This is a genomic window from Terriglobia bacterium (genome assembly GCA_020073495.1).
In the GTDB taxonomy this organism is placed as follows: Bacteria; Acidobacteriota; Terriglobia; order Terriglobales; family Acidobacteriaceae; genus JAIQFD01.
This window is the reverse complement of the sequence record JAIQFD010000007.1, coordinates 16,224-32,450: the sequence shown is the minus strand read 5'-3', so window position 1 is coordinate 32,450 and position 16,227 is coordinate 16,224. Positions and strand designations below refer to the sequence as shown.

General features: G+C 62.5%; 18 protein-coding genes and 1 tRNA gene. 11 read left to right on the top strand and 8 right to left on the bottom strand.

Going from position 1 to position 16,227, the window contains the following annotated elements; all coding sequences use genetic code 11:
- Nucleotides 1-102 precede the first annotated feature (102 nt).
- The gene (locus LAN37_15630) at nucleotides 103-1,023 is read left to right on the top strand and encodes a proline dehydrogenase family protein (GenBank protein MBZ5648640.1); all 921 of its coding nucleotides are present in this window, start codon (nucleotides 103-105) and stop codon (nucleotides 1,021-1,023) included.
- Nucleotides 1,024-1,123: 100 nt separating this feature from the next.
- On the opposite strand, the gene LAN37_15625 is transcribed toward LAN37_15630, so the two are convergent.
- The 4 genes from LAN37_15625 to LAN37_15610 form a co-directional block, all read right to left on the bottom strand.
- Nucleotides 1,124-1,771, bottom strand: coding sequence for a DUF3106 domain-containing protein (locus LAN37_15625; GenBank protein ID MBZ5648639.1), 648 nt, complete (start codon nucleotides 1,769-1,771; stop codon nucleotides 1,124-1,126).
- A gap of 9 nt (nucleotides 1,772-1,780) precedes the next feature.
- Nucleotides 1,781-2,245, bottom strand: a complete 465-nt coding sequence (locus tag LAN37_15620) for a hypothetical protein (protein MBZ5648638.1) — start codon at nucleotides 2,243-2,245, stop codon at nucleotides 1,781-1,783.
- 14 nt (nucleotides 2,246-2,259) lie between these two features.
- Nucleotides 2,260-3,006, bottom strand: coding sequence for a sigma-70 family RNA polymerase sigma factor (locus LAN37_15615; protein ID MBZ5648637.1), 747 nt, complete (start codon nucleotides 3,004-3,006; stop codon nucleotides 2,260-2,262).
- Between the two features lie 176 nt (nucleotides 3,007-3,182).
- On the bottom strand, nucleotides 3,183-3,905 hold the full coding sequence (locus LAN37_15610; protein MBZ5648636.1) for a response regulator: 723 nt from the start codon (nucleotides 3,903-3,905) through the stop codon (nucleotides 3,183-3,185).
- Nucleotides 3,906-4,111: 206 nt separating this feature from the next.
- Between LAN37_15610 and LAN37_15605 the strand changes: the two genes are divergently transcribed.
- The 9 genes from LAN37_15605 (at nucleotide 4,112) to LAN37_15565 (ending at nucleotide 11,376) form a co-directional block, all read left to right on the top strand.
- Nucleotides 4,112-4,360, top strand: a complete 249-nt coding sequence (locus LAN37_15605; protein MBZ5648635.1) for a hypothetical protein — start codon at nucleotides 4,112-4,114, stop codon at nucleotides 4,358-4,360.
- On the top strand, nucleotides 4,357-4,581 hold the full coding sequence (locus LAN37_15600) for a hypothetical protein (GenBank protein ID MBZ5648634.1): 225 nt from the start codon (nucleotides 4,357-4,359) through the stop codon (nucleotides 4,579-4,581). The genes LAN37_15605 and LAN37_15600 overlap by 4 nt, the downstream gene beginning before the upstream one ends.
- A 209-nt stretch (nucleotides 4,582-4,790) precedes the next feature.
- Nucleotides 4,791-5,387: a prepilin-type N-terminal cleavage/methylation domain-containing protein gene (locus LAN37_15595; GenBank protein ID MBZ5648633.1), complete on the top strand. Its 597-nt coding sequence runs from the start codon at nucleotides 4,791-4,793 to the stop codon at nucleotides 5,385-5,387.
- The gene (gene pilV, locus LAN37_15590) at nucleotides 5,378-5,941 is read left to right on the top strand and encodes a type IV pilus modification protein PilV (GenBank protein ID MBZ5648632.1); all 564 of its coding nucleotides are present in this window, start codon (nucleotides 5,378-5,380) and stop codon (nucleotides 5,939-5,941) included. Before LAN37_15595 ends, pilV begins: the two co-directional genes overlap by 10 nt.
- Nucleotides 5,922-7,049 (top strand): prepilin-type N-terminal cleavage/methylation domain-containing protein, encoded by a 1,128-nt coding sequence (locus LAN37_15585; protein MBZ5648631.1) that lies wholly within the window; start codon nucleotides 5,922-5,924, stop codon nucleotides 7,047-7,049. Before pilV ends, LAN37_15585 begins: the two co-directional genes overlap by 20 nt.
- Nucleotides 7,050-7,086: 37 nt before the next feature.
- Nucleotides 7,087-9,606, top strand: a complete 2,520-nt coding sequence (locus tag LAN37_15580; protein MBZ5648630.1) for a hypothetical protein — start codon at nucleotides 7,087-7,089, stop codon at nucleotides 9,604-9,606.
- 28 nt (nucleotides 9,607-9,634) lie between these two features.
- Nucleotides 9,635-10,192 (top strand): hypothetical protein, encoded by a 558-nt coding sequence (locus LAN37_15575; protein MBZ5648629.1) that lies wholly within the window; start codon nucleotides 9,635-9,637, stop codon nucleotides 10,190-10,192.
- Nucleotides 10,193-10,376: 184 nt separating this feature from the next.
- Nucleotides 10,377-11,096, top strand: a complete 720-nt coding sequence (locus tag LAN37_15570; GenBank protein MBZ5648628.1) for a PEP-CTERM sorting domain-containing protein — start codon at nucleotides 10,377-10,379, stop codon at nucleotides 11,094-11,096.
- 205 nt (nucleotides 11,097-11,301) lie between these two features.
- Nucleotides 11,302-11,376: transfer RNA gene (locus LAN37_15565), tRNA-Val, on the top strand.
- A gap of 21 nt (nucleotides 11,377-11,397) precedes the next feature.
- On the opposite strand, the gene LAN37_15560 is transcribed toward LAN37_15565, so the two are convergent.
- Entirely contained in the window at nucleotides 11,398-13,290 is a 1,893-nt protein-coding gene (locus LAN37_15560) for a hypothetical protein (protein MBZ5648627.1), read from the bottom strand.
- 741 nt (nucleotides 13,291-14,031) lie between these two features.
- Between LAN37_15560 and LAN37_15555 the strand changes: the two genes are divergently transcribed.
- Nucleotides 14,032-14,451, top strand: a complete 420-nt coding sequence (locus LAN37_15555) for a response regulator (GenBank protein ID MBZ5648626.1) — start codon at nucleotides 14,032-14,034, stop codon at nucleotides 14,449-14,451.
- A gap of 104 nt (nucleotides 14,452-14,555) precedes the next feature.
- Here LAN37_15555 and LAN37_15550 read toward each other — a convergent pair whose 3' ends face one another.
- The 3 genes from LAN37_15550 to LAN37_15540 all read right to left on the bottom strand — a co-directional run bounded on the left by LAN37_15550 (nucleotide 14,556) and on the right by LAN37_15540 (nucleotide 15,929).
- A complete protein-coding gene (locus LAN37_15550) occupies nucleotides 14,556-14,897 on the bottom strand; it encodes a histidine triad nucleotide-binding protein (GenBank protein MBZ5648625.1) in 342 nt (113 codons plus the stop codon).
- Between the two features lie 130 nt (nucleotides 14,898-15,027).
- Nucleotides 15,028-15,810, bottom strand: coding sequence for a septal ring lytic transglycosylase RlpA family protein (locus LAN37_15545; GenBank protein ID MBZ5648624.1), 783 nt, complete (start codon nucleotides 15,808-15,810; stop codon nucleotides 15,028-15,030).
- On the bottom strand, nucleotides 15,726-15,929 hold the full coding sequence (locus LAN37_15540; GenBank protein ID MBZ5648623.1) for a hypothetical protein: 204 nt from the start codon (nucleotides 15,927-15,929) through the stop codon (nucleotides 15,726-15,728). The genes LAN37_15545 and LAN37_15540 overlap by 85 nt, the downstream gene beginning before the upstream one ends.
- Nucleotides 15,930-16,227: the final 298 nt, after the last annotated feature.

Sequence of the window (16,227 nt, the reverse complement as noted above, 5' to 3'; positions counted from 1 at the left end):
ATAAAAAAGACGGTTTGCTGTCGTGCGTTCTTCGATGACTGTACGCGCCAGCGCCGCCGATTCATCCCCGGGCCCGCCCCGCCGGTCCACCATTGGAGCCCCATGCTGAGGGCATTATTTATTTGGTTGTCCGAGAGCCGCTCCCTGCGCGGATTCGCCGAGCGTTCTTCCGCCGGCCAACGTATGTCGCAGCGTTTCGTCGCCGGTACGCAGGTCGACGATGCTCTGCGCGCCACCAAGGCGGTCAATGACTTGGGGGCCAGCGTCAGCATCGACAATCTGGGCGAGAACGTCACCAGTAGCGAGGAAGCAAAGCAGAGTGCAGCGCTCTACCACCAGCTGCTCGACCTGATCTCCGAGCGCAAGCTGAACGCCAACGTCAGCGTCAAGCTCACCCACATGGGTCTGGATATGGACGAGAAGCTCGCCTACGACAATGTCACCTCGCTCGTGCAGCACGCGGCGACGCTGGGCAGCTTTGTGCGTGTGGACATGGAGGGCTCGCCCTACACCCAGCGTACTCTCGATTTCGTCCACCGCCTGCACCGCGATCCCGCGAACGACGACGCCGTCGGCGCCGTCATCCAGTCTTACATGCGGCGCAGCCAATCCGATGTCAAGACGCTTCTCGCCGAGCGCATCCGTATCCGCCTCTGCAAGGGCGCTTACAAGGAGCCGCCCGAGGTCGCCTTCCAGAAGAAATCCGAAGTCGATGCCAGCTACGTCCGCCTGATGAAGATCCTTCTCCAGAGCGGCACCTACCATGGCATCGCGACCCACGACGAGAACATCATCCGTCAGACCATTGCCTTCGCGCGCTCCGAGAGCATCCCGCCCGCTTCTTTCGAGTTCCAGATGCTGCACGGCATTCGCCGCGACCTCCAGCAAGGGCTGGTGAAGGACGGCTGGCGCATGCGCGTGTACATCCCCTTCGGCACCGAATGGTATCCCTATCTGATGCGCCGCCTGGCGGAGCGCCCCGCCAACGTACTCTTCATCGCCAAGAACATCCTGCGGGGATGAAAGGGCCAAACCAGGGAGACACCGAGGTACGGAAAGCGGAACAGGAAGGACCAGTTCTGTGTCGCCGTGCCTAAATGGTCTCTCTCGGCAGGCTTCGAAGTTACCGGCGGTCGTGCCCGGGTTCAGGCCCGTCTGGGGCGGGATGCTGGGGCAGGATGTTGAGCTTCACGACTTGGCGCATGAGGTTACGCTCGTCGTCGCTGTAGGCGCCGCGGAACTCGGGTGAGTCGATGGCCGCCAGCCGCTGATCGGGATTCATCCCCGCCAGCTTGCGCATCCCTTTGCGGAACTCGTGCCGGCGGTCATCGGGCAGCTGGCGCACCTGGCCGAAGATCTGCCGCGCCTGCTGCTGCTGCTCGGGGGTGAGGTGTTCGAACGCGTCCATGCGCTCCAGGATGCGCTGCCGCTTCTCCGGCGGCAGGGAGTTGAAGTGGCGCAGACGCTCCCGCAGCTGGTTCTGTTGTTCCGGGGGAAGCTTTTGAAACTCAGGATCGTTGGCCAGCGCCTTCTCCTGCTCCTCGGGCGACAGGTTCTGGATCTTCTTCAGCCATTGGCCGATGTGTGGAGGGTTCTCGTGGGGGCCGCGTCCCATGCCCGGCCCGCGGCCACCAGGGCCACGGCCTCGGGCCGGCGGCGGACCTTGCGGCGGCGCTTCCGGCCAGCCACCTGCCTGCCCGGCCGCTGCCGGTCCGAATGCGATGCTCGCGGCGGCGATTGCCAGCACCCCGATTGTCTTGATCCCCTTCAAATCCACTCCCTACTGTTGTTCCACCTGTCCCGCATCGTGGTTCGGCAGATCGTCGAGCAGGTCGAAATTCGCGTACAGGTCCTCGTTCTTGTCGAGCGATTGCAGGTCCGCCACGGCGGAGGTCGCGCGGGCCGTGATCTGCGGTGTGCCGGAGTTGCCGTTCGGCGTGGCCCGGAACAGCGCGATACCCGCCGCCATCAGCAGGGCAAACGCCGCTGCCAGAGCTGGTTTGCGCAGCCAGGCGAACACACCCGCGGGCGCCTTTTCCCGCTCCTCCCGCAGCCGGACCTGCAGCCGCTGATCGAAATACGGAGACAGCTCCGGCGCTTTCCACTCCTCCAGCAGCGACAGGGTCGCCCGCAGCGATTCCACTTCCTTGGCGCAGCTCGCGCACGAGCGTACGTGCTCGTTGGCGGGGGTGCCTTTGCCCTCGGCCTGTTCGAGCAAATATCCGTGTGCCTCTTTGCAATCCATAACCAACTCCCTGCTTACATAAATCCCTTTAACTTCTCCCGCAGCGTCTCGTACGCGCGGAAGAGGAGCGATTTCGTCGCCGACTCGCTCAGCTTGAGCACCTCGCCGATCTGCCGGTAGTCCATGCCCTGGTACTTATGCATGATCACCGCCAGCCGCTGCCGCTCGGGCAAGTCCTCGACGTGCCGCCGGATGGCCGCCAGCCGCTCCCGTCGCAGCATCTCCTGCTCCGCCGTGGCCCGGGTGTCGGCCACGTCGATGCGGAGCCCCGTCTCCTCGTCCGCCTCGTCCAGGCTGGCTGCATATCGCTCCTGCTTCGTGTCCCGGGCGTGATTCATCGCCAGGTTGGTGGCGATGCGGTACAGCCAGGTGGTGAATTTGGCCTCCGCCGAGTACGAGCTGCGGGAGCGGTACACGCGCAGGAAAACCTCCTGCGCCAGCTCTTCCGCGGTGGCTTGGTTCCGCGCCATGCGGAACATGAAGTGCACCATCGGCCGCCGAAACTTTGCCACCAGGTAATCGAAGGCCGAGTCATCCCCGGCGCGGACCCGCAACATCACTTCGGCATCGCTGAGCTGATCCAGGGCGACGGCAGAGTGCGGCGCGGCGTCCTTGGGTCGCGGCGCAATACCTGCTACCGGCTGGTTCAGGGCCACGCTGCTCACACCTCTTGAAACCCGCTTATCTTCAGAAAGTTGCGGGGCTTCGGGGCCGCCCGGCCAGGGCCTGCGCGAGGGTTTTTCGCCCGAGCTCATGGTCATAAGATGCGGCAGCTTGACATTTTACATTGTAAGGCTCGGGTGGCTCTCAGCATCGGCACGGCTTCGTCCCGTGTCACCGTGGAAGCGAACGCCAGCGATCTGATCGAGCGTGACCCCACGTTCCACACCGATGTAGGCCGAAATCTGTGCAACAAGCTGCCGCCGGAGAGCAGTCGTCATCCGTCAGTTCTGGCCGCTCGGTGCCGCCTGGATCGGTAGGGAAGCAGCGCGAACTGGCGGCGCAGCCAGGTCACCATGGTGTTCTGTGCGGCATACGGTATGCCGACGAAGCGGACTCCGGCGCGGCCGTCCACGTCCGACCATTCCACCACGCCGCTTACCTGGATCCTGCTGTCCGTCTCCGGCAGGACGAACGATCCGCTCATCTTGCGTTCCACCGGCAGCCGCCGCGGACAGGTGATGCCCATGCCGCTCTCCGCCAGATTGAAAATGTTTGCTTCGATTGCCGACATGTCGCCTTCGAGCTTGGCTGTGAAAGGGATCTCCACCGGCAGCCGAAATTGAAACCTCTGCTCTCCGGCCGCGAGTGATCGCGCCGCATGGACGATGCGCCGCGCCGTTTCCAGGGACACCGGCTTCTGCAGGACGAGATTTGCGCCCTTGTCCAGCGCCTCTTCAATGGAAAACGCCTGCCCGCAGACCGCGATCGCGACCAGTTTCCGGTTCGACGAATGCCGCCCAAGCTCGGTGAGAAATTGCACTCCGCCCTCGAGATCGCAATCGATGCACACGACGTTGAGGTCGGCTTCTCGCAGCTTGCGAACTGCCGGCGCTACGCTGTCGCACGCGGTCACTTCGAATCCGACGTCCCCAAAGATTCTGGCCAGTTCCGCTGTGGGCATCGGACCACCGAGGACCAGCAGACATTCGAGTGACACGGTTCCCCCTTGCGGAATGCAGTTGGCGGCCAGACATTTTAACTTGGTCGTATGGCCGCCTAGCAACGCCTGTGCCGACCCTTGCCGCGATGCGTTACGAACCCCGGGGACTGCCTTACTTGTGAGGAACTGCCCGTTGTAACTACGGAAGCAATATAGTAAAGTCCAGCCGAGTCATGGCCAAAATCTCTGAAGCTGCAAGACGGATGCCGGCCAGCAAGGTTCCCCCCGGCCGGCGCCAGGCCATGGCAGCGGCCCGCCGCGAGCATGCCGCCGAACGCCTCCAACGCCTGCGGGTGTATCGAGGGATTTTCTCGCTTCTTGCAGCGGCGCTGCTCGCGCTCGCCGCCATCTCCGGAGCGGCTGAAGTGCCGTACGAGCCGTACCTGGCGCTGTTCATCTCGGCATTTGGGATCGTGATCGTCTTTTCACTGAAGCTGTGGGAGGCAAAGTGAATCAGACTTCCGACCGCGATCCACTGGGCTCGCAAGTCATTCGTCCCCTTCGCCAGTGGCTCACGGTCCACGAGATTGTAAGCATCGTATTCGCCCTCGTGGCCTTTATCGTTGTCGTATTGTTCTTCCGTAAATCCCCGAATCCCCTGTTCCTCTCCGTACTGGTGGTGGCGGTGGTCGGCCTGGGGCTGCTCAGCTTCTTCTGGGCCGCTCGGCAGTAGCAGCGGACCCATTGACTCCCGACTAGTTTCCAAAAATGTAACAAAAAGTTACGCTATGTTCTCTCGCCAAGTTGGGACACTGAGTACGCGGAGCTTAAAATTCAATAGCTTAGGGCGAGAAATGACTTGGAATGCGAGTTGCTCTCGTGATACCAAGCGTCAGAGTCGAATCCCAGCTTGTGGGGTAAAGCTCGAGCGAGGTTAATGCAATGCTTGCAAAGAGGCTTCTGACAGAGCACCGCCGGACCCGGGGCTTCACGCTGATCGAGCTGCTGCTCGTCATCGCCATCATCGCGATCGTCTCCGCCGTGGCCATGATGAACATCTGGCCGGCAGTGGCGAATTCGCGCGTGGACACGGCGTACCAGACCGCCATCATGGAAGTCCGTCAGGCCCGCCAATCGGCGGTCGATCTGCGTCGCCAGTACAGGATCACTTTCATCGCGCCGCAAACCATCCTGACGCAGCGCCTGGAGCAGAACGGGCAATTGACCTTGATTCGGACAGTCACCCTGCCCTGGGATGTACAGTTCCTCGCCGTGCCCGGGATCCCGACGCAAGCCAACCAAGTTCCGGACGGCTTCGGTGCCGGTGCCCCGGCTATCAGTTTCAACAATGGCATTCAGATCTTCTTTATGCCGGATGGCTCTGCACGCGACGTGAACGGCGCGATCAACAATGGCGTGCTCTACCTGGCCCGGCCCGGCCAGATCCAGACCTCTCGCGCCGTGAGTTTGTTCGGGGCTACCGGCCGCATCAAGGGCTGGAGAATCGTGCAGAACGCAGGGGTGTGGTCATGGCAATGAACCCAAGGAAGACGCAAAGTGGGTTCACGCTCATCGAGGTCATGGTCTCCATGCTGATCCTGGCCATCGGCATCCTCGCCCTGCTGGCGCTGTTTGCCCAGGGCGTTGCCACTATGCAGTTCGCGCAAGAAGACCTGATCGCCAAGCAGAAGGCGCAGGAGACGCTGGAGAGCATCTACGCGGCGCGCAACACGCAACAGATCACCTTCGATCAGATCCGCAACGTGTCCGATCCATCGGGCACGGGCATCTTCCTGGACGGTTGGCAGAACATGCTCGTCGCCGGCAACGACGGCCTCCTCGGCACTGCCGACGATGGTCCAGCCCTCGATTCCATGGTTTTTCCCGGCCCCGACGGCCTGCTGAACACGCCCGATGACGTCGTCACTCCCTTTTCCAACTTCCAGCGCCAGATCCTTATCGAGCAGGTGCTGTTACCTGGCGGCGCTGTCAACCCCGACCTGCGCAAGCTGACCGTGTCGGTCCGTTACACCAGCAACAAAGTGCAGTGGAAACCATTCGTGGTCGTGAGCTATGTCTCAAGATACCGTTAAGCACGCTCCCATCCGCGTTGTTCGGCCCGGCCAGCGCCATGCTGCGGCGGGTTTCACCCTGGTCGAGGTGCTGATCGCCATGGCCCTCGGGTTGATCGTCCTGGCGTCCGCCGTCACTCTCTTCCAACAGGGCATGGATGCCAGTTACCTGGTGGTCCAGCGCGCCGAGATGCAGCAGAACGCCCGCGCGGCGGTCAACCTCATGGCCCACGATCTCAGCATGGCGGCGCAGGGCGGGTTCGCCACCGGCGGCATCCAGCTTCCCTCCGGGGCGGGCTCGGTCAATGAGGTGTACGGCTGTTCCAGCGCGGGGTGTTATCTGGCGGGGGCCACTTTTCCGAACAATCGGCTATACGCCCTCACTCCTGGTCCCGGCGTCGGGCCAAACATCCTGGGCGTCAACAGCGACACCGTGTTGACCGCGTATATCGACAGCAACTTCAACACCGGTCAGGCGTGTGCGACTGACGTCAAGGTTACCCCCGGCACCTCCGTAGTGGTGACCGTGAACCCGGCGACGATGAACCCGCCGTTGGCCGACCCCGCCGCGGGCATCTCTGTCGGTGACGTGTTACAGCTCTGCAACGTCAACGGCTGTGCCGCCGGCACGGTGACGGCTTTCAACGCGGCTGCCGGCACTATCACTTTCAAGGATAACGATCCCCTCTTGTTCAACCAGTCCAATGCCGCGGTCGGCACCGTCGCCTCACTGGGGCCATTCGCCAATCCGGTCCCTCCGGCTGTTTGCAAGAATCCGCAGCTCACTATGTCGCGGATCCTGATGGCGACCTACAGCATCGATAACACCAATCCCAACGCCCCCCGGCTGATGCGCCAGGACGGCGCCCACGTCCCCAATCCGGTGGCGGAGAACATTGAGAACGTGCAGCTCACCTTCGACGTCTTCGATGACAACGCGGGGGTGGCGACCAACAATCTGCCCGACCCGATTGGGAGCGGCTTCACCCCCAATCAGATTCGCAAGATCAACGTCTGGGTTTCCGCCCGCTCCGCCCGGCAGGGACTGCTGCGGCGCGGCTTTGAACGAGTCATCCTCGGGACTGCGGTCAGTCCGAGGAATCTGAGTTTCCGCGACCGCTACCAGTAACGCTTGTGGTGGGGAACAAGTGAGGAGAATGCAAACCATGAAACGGTCAGCGAGATCCAATCAGCAGGGCTTCGTCCTTATCGCCGCCTTGCTCCTGCTGTTCCTGTTGTCGGCCTTGGCGGTGGGATTGATCTACACCGTCAACAGTGAAACCAAGATCAGCAGCAACGATCAGTCCAACACCCTGGCCTACTACAACGCCGAGGCCGGGATGGAGAAGATGATGTCCGACCTCGGCCAGTTGTACCAGGTCAAGGCCGCCCCCACCGCCGCGGACATCCAGAATCTGAGCAACGCCAAACCGAACTTGGGACCGGACGTAGGTTTCACCACCTATCTGTACGTCGTCCCCGTCCAGGCGGATGGGGTCACTCCCGTTACCTCGGTCCACAATATCAGTTCCGGGCCCGATGCCGGACTGGTAGCCGAGATCGTCTCGATGACCCTGACCGTTGGCGCCCAGCGTATCGGCGGCGCTGAGGTCAAGATGACCCGCAACGTCGAAGTCGCCCTCATCCCCGTGTTCCAGTTTGGGGTTTTCTCCGACAGCGATCTGAGTTATTTCCCGGGCCCGATGTTCGATTTTGCGGGCCGCGTGCACACCAATGGCAATCTGTTCCTGGCCGAGTCGAACGCCAACGGCCTGATCTTCCATTCCAAGATCTCGGCTGTTAAAGACATCATTCGCCAGACTCTTTCCAACGGCGTCGGCGTTGTTGCCACCGGCCGCGATAAACCGATCTATATTCCCAAGGCGCCGGGCGGCTGCGACAATGGCGCCAACCCTCCGGGACCGGCTTGCCGCAACTTGCTGGTGACCGAAGGCAGCCTCACGGGTGGGGTCGGCAGCGCGGCGAACGGGAACTGGACGAAGATCTCAACCAGCACCTACAACAGCCTGATCGTGAACGGCCTTACAGGCGCCAAGCCGCTGACCTTGCCCTTCACGGGGGCCGGCGTTGATCCCATCCAGATCATCCGCAAGCCTCCCGCAGCGGGCGATGTGGATCCCTTGCTCGCCGCCTCTCGTCTTTACACACAGGCCCAGATCCGAGTGCTGCTCACGGATGCCGTTGCCGATCTTCCCGGCGGCGCCGGAGATGCGCAGAACGTCCGCCTGGCGAACGTGGCTCCCTACGCCGCCGGAGTGCCGGTTCCCGCCGGCGTGACCTGGTTCGCAGAAGAAAACCCGGCGATAGACCCCGATTGGAAGCTGGCAAATGGTACTCCGCTGATCGACGGCTTCATAAGGGTCGAGTTCCGCAAAGCCGACGGGACTTTTCAGGCCGCGACCCAAGAGTGGTTGCAACTCGGCATCGGCCGGGGACTGCTGGCGCAAGGCGCGGCTTACGCCAACGCCATCAATCCCAACGCCATCCTCGTGTTCCAAATGCCGCGGGACACGGACGGCAGCGGCACGATCAACGGCGCTGAGCCCACCGTCTTCACCGGCGCAGCTGCCACTAAGAACAATTGGTATCCCATCAATCTTTACGACGCGCGTGAAGGCGAGAACCGCGATCCTGTCTCCAACAGCGCCGTGACCGCCTGCCGGATCGGCGGTGTGATGAACATCATTGAGCTCAACGTGGACAACCTGCGCCGCTGGTTGCTTGGCCAGACCGGTACGGGCATCGGCACCCAGGTCGAGTCCGCCACCCAGAACGGCTACATCCTCTATTTCTCCGATCGCCGCGGCATGCTTCCCAACCCGAACGCCGGGAACCAGACTAACGGCGAGTACGGATACGAAGACAACATCAATGCCGCCATTGCGGCGGGCACCCCGGATGGCAAGTTGGATCCCGAAGAGGACCGGGACAGCAATGGCAAACTTGATGTCTGGGGCGCGGCCAACCTTGGGACTGGCTTTGGTGCTGCCAACGGCAACCCCACCCTCCAGCTCGCCATTTGCTTGAAGACGGGCCGCAAGAACCGCGTCAGCGGCGCCCGCCACGCCCTCATGGTGATGAATGGCGGCCTGAACAAGCTGCCGCTGCCCGGCTTCACCGTGGCTAGCGAGAACCCGGTCTACGTCCAGGGCAACTACAACGCGGTGGACAACACCTGGCCGAAGGGTTCCAACGCCGCCGTGATCGCCGACGCCGTCATCTTGCTCACCAACAACTGGTGGAACCTGGACAGCCTCAAGTACCCCAATTACGAGAACTCCAATGCTGGCACGCCGCCGCTGGCCCGTGCCGGTGTGACCACGTACTACCGGCTGGCTATCGCTACCGGTAAGAACAAGCTGTTTGCTCAGCCGGGCTGGGGAGCGGCCGAGGACTTCGGCACCGATGGCGGCGTGCACAACTTCCTGCGCTACCTGGAAGATATGGGCAACGCCACCATGTGGTACAAAGGCTCGATGGTCAGCCTCTATTACTCGCAGTATGCGGTCGGGGTGTTCAAGTGCTGCAATGTGGTGTACACCGCACCCACACGCCAGTACTCCTTCGACGTGAATTTCCTCGACCCCAACCAGCTCCCGCCGGGGACCCCGAAGTTCCGCGACGTCGAGAACGTCGGATTCCGGCAGGACTTCTCGACCCAGTAACGAAGGCGAACGGAAAGGTGGCTTCGATATGACATGGCGCGCGCTGGTCCTCGGGATTCTGACCATCCTGTTGGCCGGCATCGTGGCAGCGGGGCAGCAGACCCCGTCACTCGGTGACCTGGCCAAGCAGGAACGGCAGAAGGCCAAGCCCCAAGCGCGCCGTGTCGTTACCGACGACGATCTCCCGGCCCGTTCCCAAGACCAGCAACCATCGGCGGACCAGGCCGCGACCCAGCAAGGTGCGGGCCCCGCTGCCGGCGCTCCGTCCACCTCTGACACTCCGGCGCAGGCCGCACAGCCTGAGCCGGATTCCTCACCTGCGAACACGCCCGATCCGATGGAAGAACTGCGCGCCAAGATCGCAGGTTTGCAGCAGCAGGAATCTGCATTGACCTCGAAGATCCAGGACCTCCAGGAGCAGCTCGCGGCCACCAATAAGGACTACGTCATCAAGTCGCTGAACGCCGCTCTCGAGCGGGAACGCGAGACCCTGAAGAATCTTGTGACCGACCGCCAACAAGCGCAGCGCGAACTCGATGCCTTGCAGCAGCCGGCCAGCGTAAGTTCCGGCGAGTATGCGCGATAAACTTCCGCTCCCAAGACACGCGTCGCTGCGACTCCACTCTGCGTCAGCGGGTGAAACGCGTTGCAACATTGTAGAAATGAATTGCACGGCGATTCCCGCAACTTTCCGCTATCTTCTTGAAAACTAAGCTGTCACGTGTGGCCCCCAAAATGCACTGAATCAAGCAGAAGAGGTGCATACGACTATGCGACGGCTTGGTCTCCTTGCTTTCTTGGTTCTCACGGTAGGTTTGTTGGCGGCCCCCTTAGCCTCGGCTGACACCCAGACACAGCTGCTCTTCGGTGCCACGCCGTATGGATTCCAGCAGTTGATTCTGACGGTCGGCGAAGGAAAGGTCGTCATCGATGCGTATTCCACCGGCTGGTGGGACAGCACCGGCTCTCACCAGGCCAGCAACACCAACTACGCCGCTGGCTATTGCAGCGCGAGCGACTGCGGCCTCGCGTACTTGGTGAACGATTTCTTTGCGTTTGATCTGGCCAATCTGGGCGGGCAGCACGTCAGCAGCGCGATCTTGAACGTGGGAAATCCTCCTGTGGGCGGCTACGTCAATCCGAACCCGACGGCACTCTACAGCGTGTTCGACGTCAGCACGCCGAACGGCACGCTGACCGCTGATGGCTCCGGCCAGGTTGGCATTTACGGCGATCTCGGTGGCGGGATCCTGTACGGGAGTTACCTGTCGTCGGCCGCCGATAATGGCAGTCAGATCCTGATTTCGCTGGACGCCGCCGCGGTAGCCGCCATCAATGCTGCCGCCAGCGGTGACAACCAGTTTGCGATCGGCGGGACCCTCGAGTTCGTCCCCGAGCAACAAGTTGTCCCCGAGCCGGGCAGCCTGATGCTCCTGGGAAGCGGCCTCTTCGGTCTGGCGGGCGTGGTTCGTCGCAGACTGTCGCTCTAACTCGACTCCAAACTTCACGACAAAACCGGGTGAACTCACCCGGTTTTTTCGTGCCTCTGACCAACCTGGTCCCACTACGCACTCCCACTCGGACACGCCAGTGCTTCGAACCAACCATGACATCGATGGCGGGGTGAGATTGATGGCCGCGATTTGGCGCAGTGGGTGTTTCCGGGTGAAAGCAAGTGATAAAATCCAACAGGTTGGGCGCTTAACTCAGCGGTAGAGTGCCATCTTCACACGGTGGAAGTCGAAGGTTCGAATCCTTCAGCGCCCACCATTCCACCTGCGCAAGTTTCCGCTACTGCAATTCGTTCTGCGTCAGCTTGATGGCGCAGTAGTTGTTCGCGCCGCAGTTGCCGCCCGCATTCGACAAGGTCGTAAAGTAGATGCTCGATCCCTGGTTCGAACTCAATTGCGTGGTATCCACGATGATGCCGCTGGTGCCGCCCGGCTCCGCCACTGTGGCCACCGCGTTGCCCGGCATGGCGCCGGTGATGTCGAACGACTGCACCTCGCCGCTGGTATCGCCTACGAAAAGCAAGTCCTTGACCGCGATGTTCGGGTTCGCGAACTCGGTGAGAGGAGAGCACTCTGCGTTGCTGTTGGCAAGCGTCGGGCCTCTGACGGAGGTAGCGCGCACGGTCGGAGGCGACCCGGCAGTGAATCCCACTCTGTACAGGGCGGGGTGCTGGGAACCTCCCAGGGCGCCGCAGGCATAGATGAATCCATGGGTCGCATCGATCGTACCCAGGAAGTAGTTGTTATCCAGCGCCGGAGCATGAGCATTGCCGGCCGTACTGTGGCCGATGCTCACCGACGTCGTGCTGGTGAACTGCTGCGAACTGGTGTTAAAGATGCCTTGCTCTATCGTGAAACCGCTGGCCGCTGTCTCGAATACCGATAACACTCCTGTAGTCGACGCGTCCACAACCGGCGGGTCCCCCATGCCAGTCCCCACGGCAAAGGTCGAAGACGCCACCGTGAACGGGCTGGAAGCCAGGACTGCTTTGATCGTCCCGCTGCTGTCACCCACCATCAGCCAACCTTGTGCCAGTACCGGGCCCAGTAGCTGCAAGCCACTGCTGACGACAATGGACCCGCTTCCGCCGAAGGTGGCGTCCAGCGCGGGAGCGCCGTAGAACACCCCCTTGATGCGGTAGAGGGTGCCGTTATCATCGCCGACGTACGCCGCATCACCCGCCGGCGAGTAATCGATCCACGGCGACGAGAGCGTATTGCTCGAATGCGAATACGTGATCGAGACCATCGAGGCCGCATTCCCATTCCCCGGCACCGCCGAGCTGGTCGCGCTGGTCCCGTTGTTGCTGCACCCGGCCGTCGAAGTGACGCACGGGTCGAGCGTCAGCACGTGGAAGATGGACGCCGTCCCCGTGCTCTCGACGAAGGCGATCTTCCTTCCGTCCAGCGAGATGCTGGGCGAGGTCAGGATGCGTCCGCCCGCTGCGGTCGTGATGTTGTAGGCGAAGGCCACCGACGCGGAGGCGAACGACGCCGTGCCGCCGCCGCTGGTTGCGTTGGCCGCGACCTGCGCGTATGTGAACGCGATCGCGCTCGGCACGGAAGCCACCGTGAATGTCCCGTTGAAACTCACGTTGGCCACTCCGGCGATGGCCACCTGCATGCCGGCCGTAAAGCCATGCGGCGCGGTCGTGGTGATTGTGACCACGTTGCCGACGCGCGATGCGCCGGAGGCGGCGATGCTGGCCAACCCACAGTACCCGGCACTGCCGCTGTAAAGGTTGCGCAGACCGACCAGGTTCGCCTGGCCCCCGGGCGTGTTCGCCGTGCCCGCCACATCGAGGCCATACACCGCGTAGTCGGTCGTGCAACTCGCGATCAGGAAGGTGGAGGACACTGCGAAGCCGTACTTGGCCGGCGACATGCCGGGCGCCACCCGCCCGGCCCCCATGGAAACGCTCCAGTCTCGCTGCATCTTGCGGGACGATCCCGCGCCGTAGTGTTTGGCGTTGCGGTTTTGCTGGCCGGCGGCCATCATCGCCTGCGTCCGCCGCACCGCATTGGTCAGTGCGCGAGGGTCCCGCGAAGCCGCCATCCGCTCCTGGAGGGTCGCCCGGTTGGTGATGATCATGTGCTGGTGGCTCCAGTCCACGGGCACCGCAACATCGACAGGCTCTTCCGCCCGCGCAGGCGCGCACAAGAGCAATACCATTGCGCCGATTACCACAGCCAGCGGGTTTTGTCGCCCTTTACTCACAACGCTCCATCCCAAAACTTCTTGCCTTCCCGTGACCCTAGTCTTAGACCTGTGGTTACTTGACGCAAGTGACCGGCGTAATGGTCGGGGGTAAAGTGCGGACCTGCCTACACATAGTTCCGCATGACCAAGGTCACTCGTTCTGGGAGGATTGCAGGTGTAGTAGAATAGGACTGTCGCGGACGCGGGGGCGTCTGCGCAGGTTCAGGAACAGGCCTTGCGCCGGGTTTCCAGGACAGATATCATCCGTTTCGTCCTCCAAGCAGCCGCACGCCCATCGTGCTGGCCATCCGCGCGCTGATGTCCCTGCGCTCGACGGACGAATGAGTTCTCGACAGCGACCCAGCCGTTGCGATCTTCGCCTGAATGCGAACATGCGCACGGGTACACGCCGGAAGGACGGCTCCATCTGCAAATGATGAGGGCCCCGGGGAACAAGAGCGAATGAACAAAGGACCGAATCAGCCCGGCCACCGCGGCGGGGGTCAGCGGCGCCGCCGCAAGCATGGCGGACCGCAGGGCCACGCCCAGCACCCGCCGGGCGGCAAACGCAGCGGGCGCGGACAGCGCGGCACCCCTTTCGTCGGTCCCATGGACCACAGCTACCGCAACGCCCAGAACGGCAACGGCGGCAACCAGTTCCGCCCGCGCGGCGGCTTCACATCCCAGTTCTTCCAGCATCCCGAGATCGAGCCGCTGCCCGCCCGCGAAGACGCCGCCACCCGTATCTTCGCCTTCGTCGAGGATCTCTTTTTCCTCACCAAGATCCAGGACACGGCCCGCAAGCTCAACGTCAAGGTCGAGTTCGTCAAGACCGAGAAGGATATCCTCGACCGCGTCGAGCAGAATGGGCAGCAGGTTCCATCCCTGGTGATCTTCGACTTGAACAACGCCAATGCCAAGCCGTTGGCCACCATCCCCAAGCTGCGCGCCAAGCTCAAGAAAGGTACGACCTCCATCCTGGGCTTCGTCTCCCACGTGCAGGGTGACCTGAAGATGAAGGCGCAGGAGGCCGGATGCGACGCGGTCATGCCGCGCTCCGCCTTTTCCTCGAATCTTCCCCAGATCCTCCGCCGCCACGGCGCGCACGACGACCAGGAAGAACAAACTCAGTAGCCGATTGCAGGTAGCCGGTAGTGACTAGCGGGCGAGAAGGTTCGCTCGTTGCGAGACACCGCCCGAGCCGTGAGGGATTTTTCTGAGTGCTGAGTACTGGGAACTTATCCCGGCGGCCACGTCATCACCCGTCCCCCGATCAGATGCAGGTGCAGATGGAACACCGACTGCCCGGACTTCGGCCCCACGTTGAACACCGTGCGGTAGCCGTCCTCGATGCCACGTTCCCGCGCGATCTCGGCGGCGATCAAATGGCAGTGGCCGATGATTTCCGCGTCCTCCGGCTTGGCTGTGTTCACTCCCTCGATGTGCTTCTTGGGGAGGATGAGTACGTGCGTCGGCGCTTGCGGGTGGATGTCTTCGATGACGTACACTTTGTCGTCTTCGTACACCTTCTTCGACGGGATCTTTCCCGTGATGATCTTGCAGAACAGGCAGTCGGACATAGGCGCGCAGAATCCTACGCCGTCTTCCACTCAGTGTCATCCTGAGCGAGGTCCCGTAGGGAAGAGCGTGAGGGTCCACGGCGTGAAGCTAAGTGAGAGCCCCGCGGCGGCGGGGCGAGATTGGCGGGCACTAATCCAGCCGCACCAGGAACATCGTTCCTTCCGGCGTCCTGTTTTCCCGCAGGATCTCTTCCGCGCGTCGCCGGTCGTCGCCCAGCACCCGCACCCGCACCCAGTAATCCCCGGCCGGGCTGGCGAAGGCCAGCACCTTCGCCGTCTTGTACCGTCGCGCCAGCCTGCCCTTCAACTTCTGCGCCTGCTCTTCCTCGGCGAAGGCGCCGATCTGCACGCACCACCGCCCTCCTGTGGCGAGAGGGGCGGGAGCTTGGAGCACCTCCAACCGGACCTTTGCCGTCCCCGCGCGCCAAACCCCGGTTTCCCTGGCCGCCGCCAGCGAAAGATCAATCACGCGTCCGTCCACGAACGGCCCGCGGTCGGTGATGCGCACCAGGGCTGCCTGATTCGTGGTGAGGTTGGTCACGCGCACGACCGAATTCAGTGGCAGGGTACGGTGCGCCGCCGTCATGGCGTTCATGTCGTATACCTCGCCGTTGGCCCCGCGCCGGTTGTGATAGGGAGGTCCGTACCAGCTTGCAAGTCCGGTCTCGACCAGGATCGGCTTGGCGTTCGCCGGGACTTCGATCGGCTCCGGCCGGCTCTCCGGTTGCGACGCTTCCGGTGGAGGCGGCACGTGCACCCGCGCCCGCTTCTTCTCGCCGCAGCCGGTGAGCAGAACCAGCGCCGCCAACAGCAGAAGGAGGTGAAGTCTCAAGAAGGTCGCTGCCGGTGCTCGTCCATGAAGTCGGCGAGCTTCTGCAATTGCTGTGCGGCTTTGCGCAACGCCGACGAGGATTGCGTGCGCACCTTGGGCACCACCTCGCCGTTCAGGTAGTCGATGATCTGCTTCAGTTCGTCGTCGATCTTGCGGCCGACGTCCTCGAAGTTGGTACGCGTGCGGTCTTGTCGGGCCAAGGGGCTGCAACCTTTGTGAGACGCGGATCTGCCACAGGAGATCATTATCCCGCTGCGACTCTACTTCCGGCAACCCTCGGGCACCTTTGCCGATAACAGCTTGCCTCCGCATCCTCTCCTTTCCTTTGCGCCCCGCACCGTCGCAGGAGCAGTCCTCGGTCGCACAAGGCGAAATCCCCCTTCCGATTGCGAGATGGTTAACCCTCGCCCCTCCCCGAGATTGGGTGGAACCAAGTAAGAACTTGGCGGGACGAAATCCGGCGTGTATATTCCTGATTCAGCAATAGCCGTTGATTTT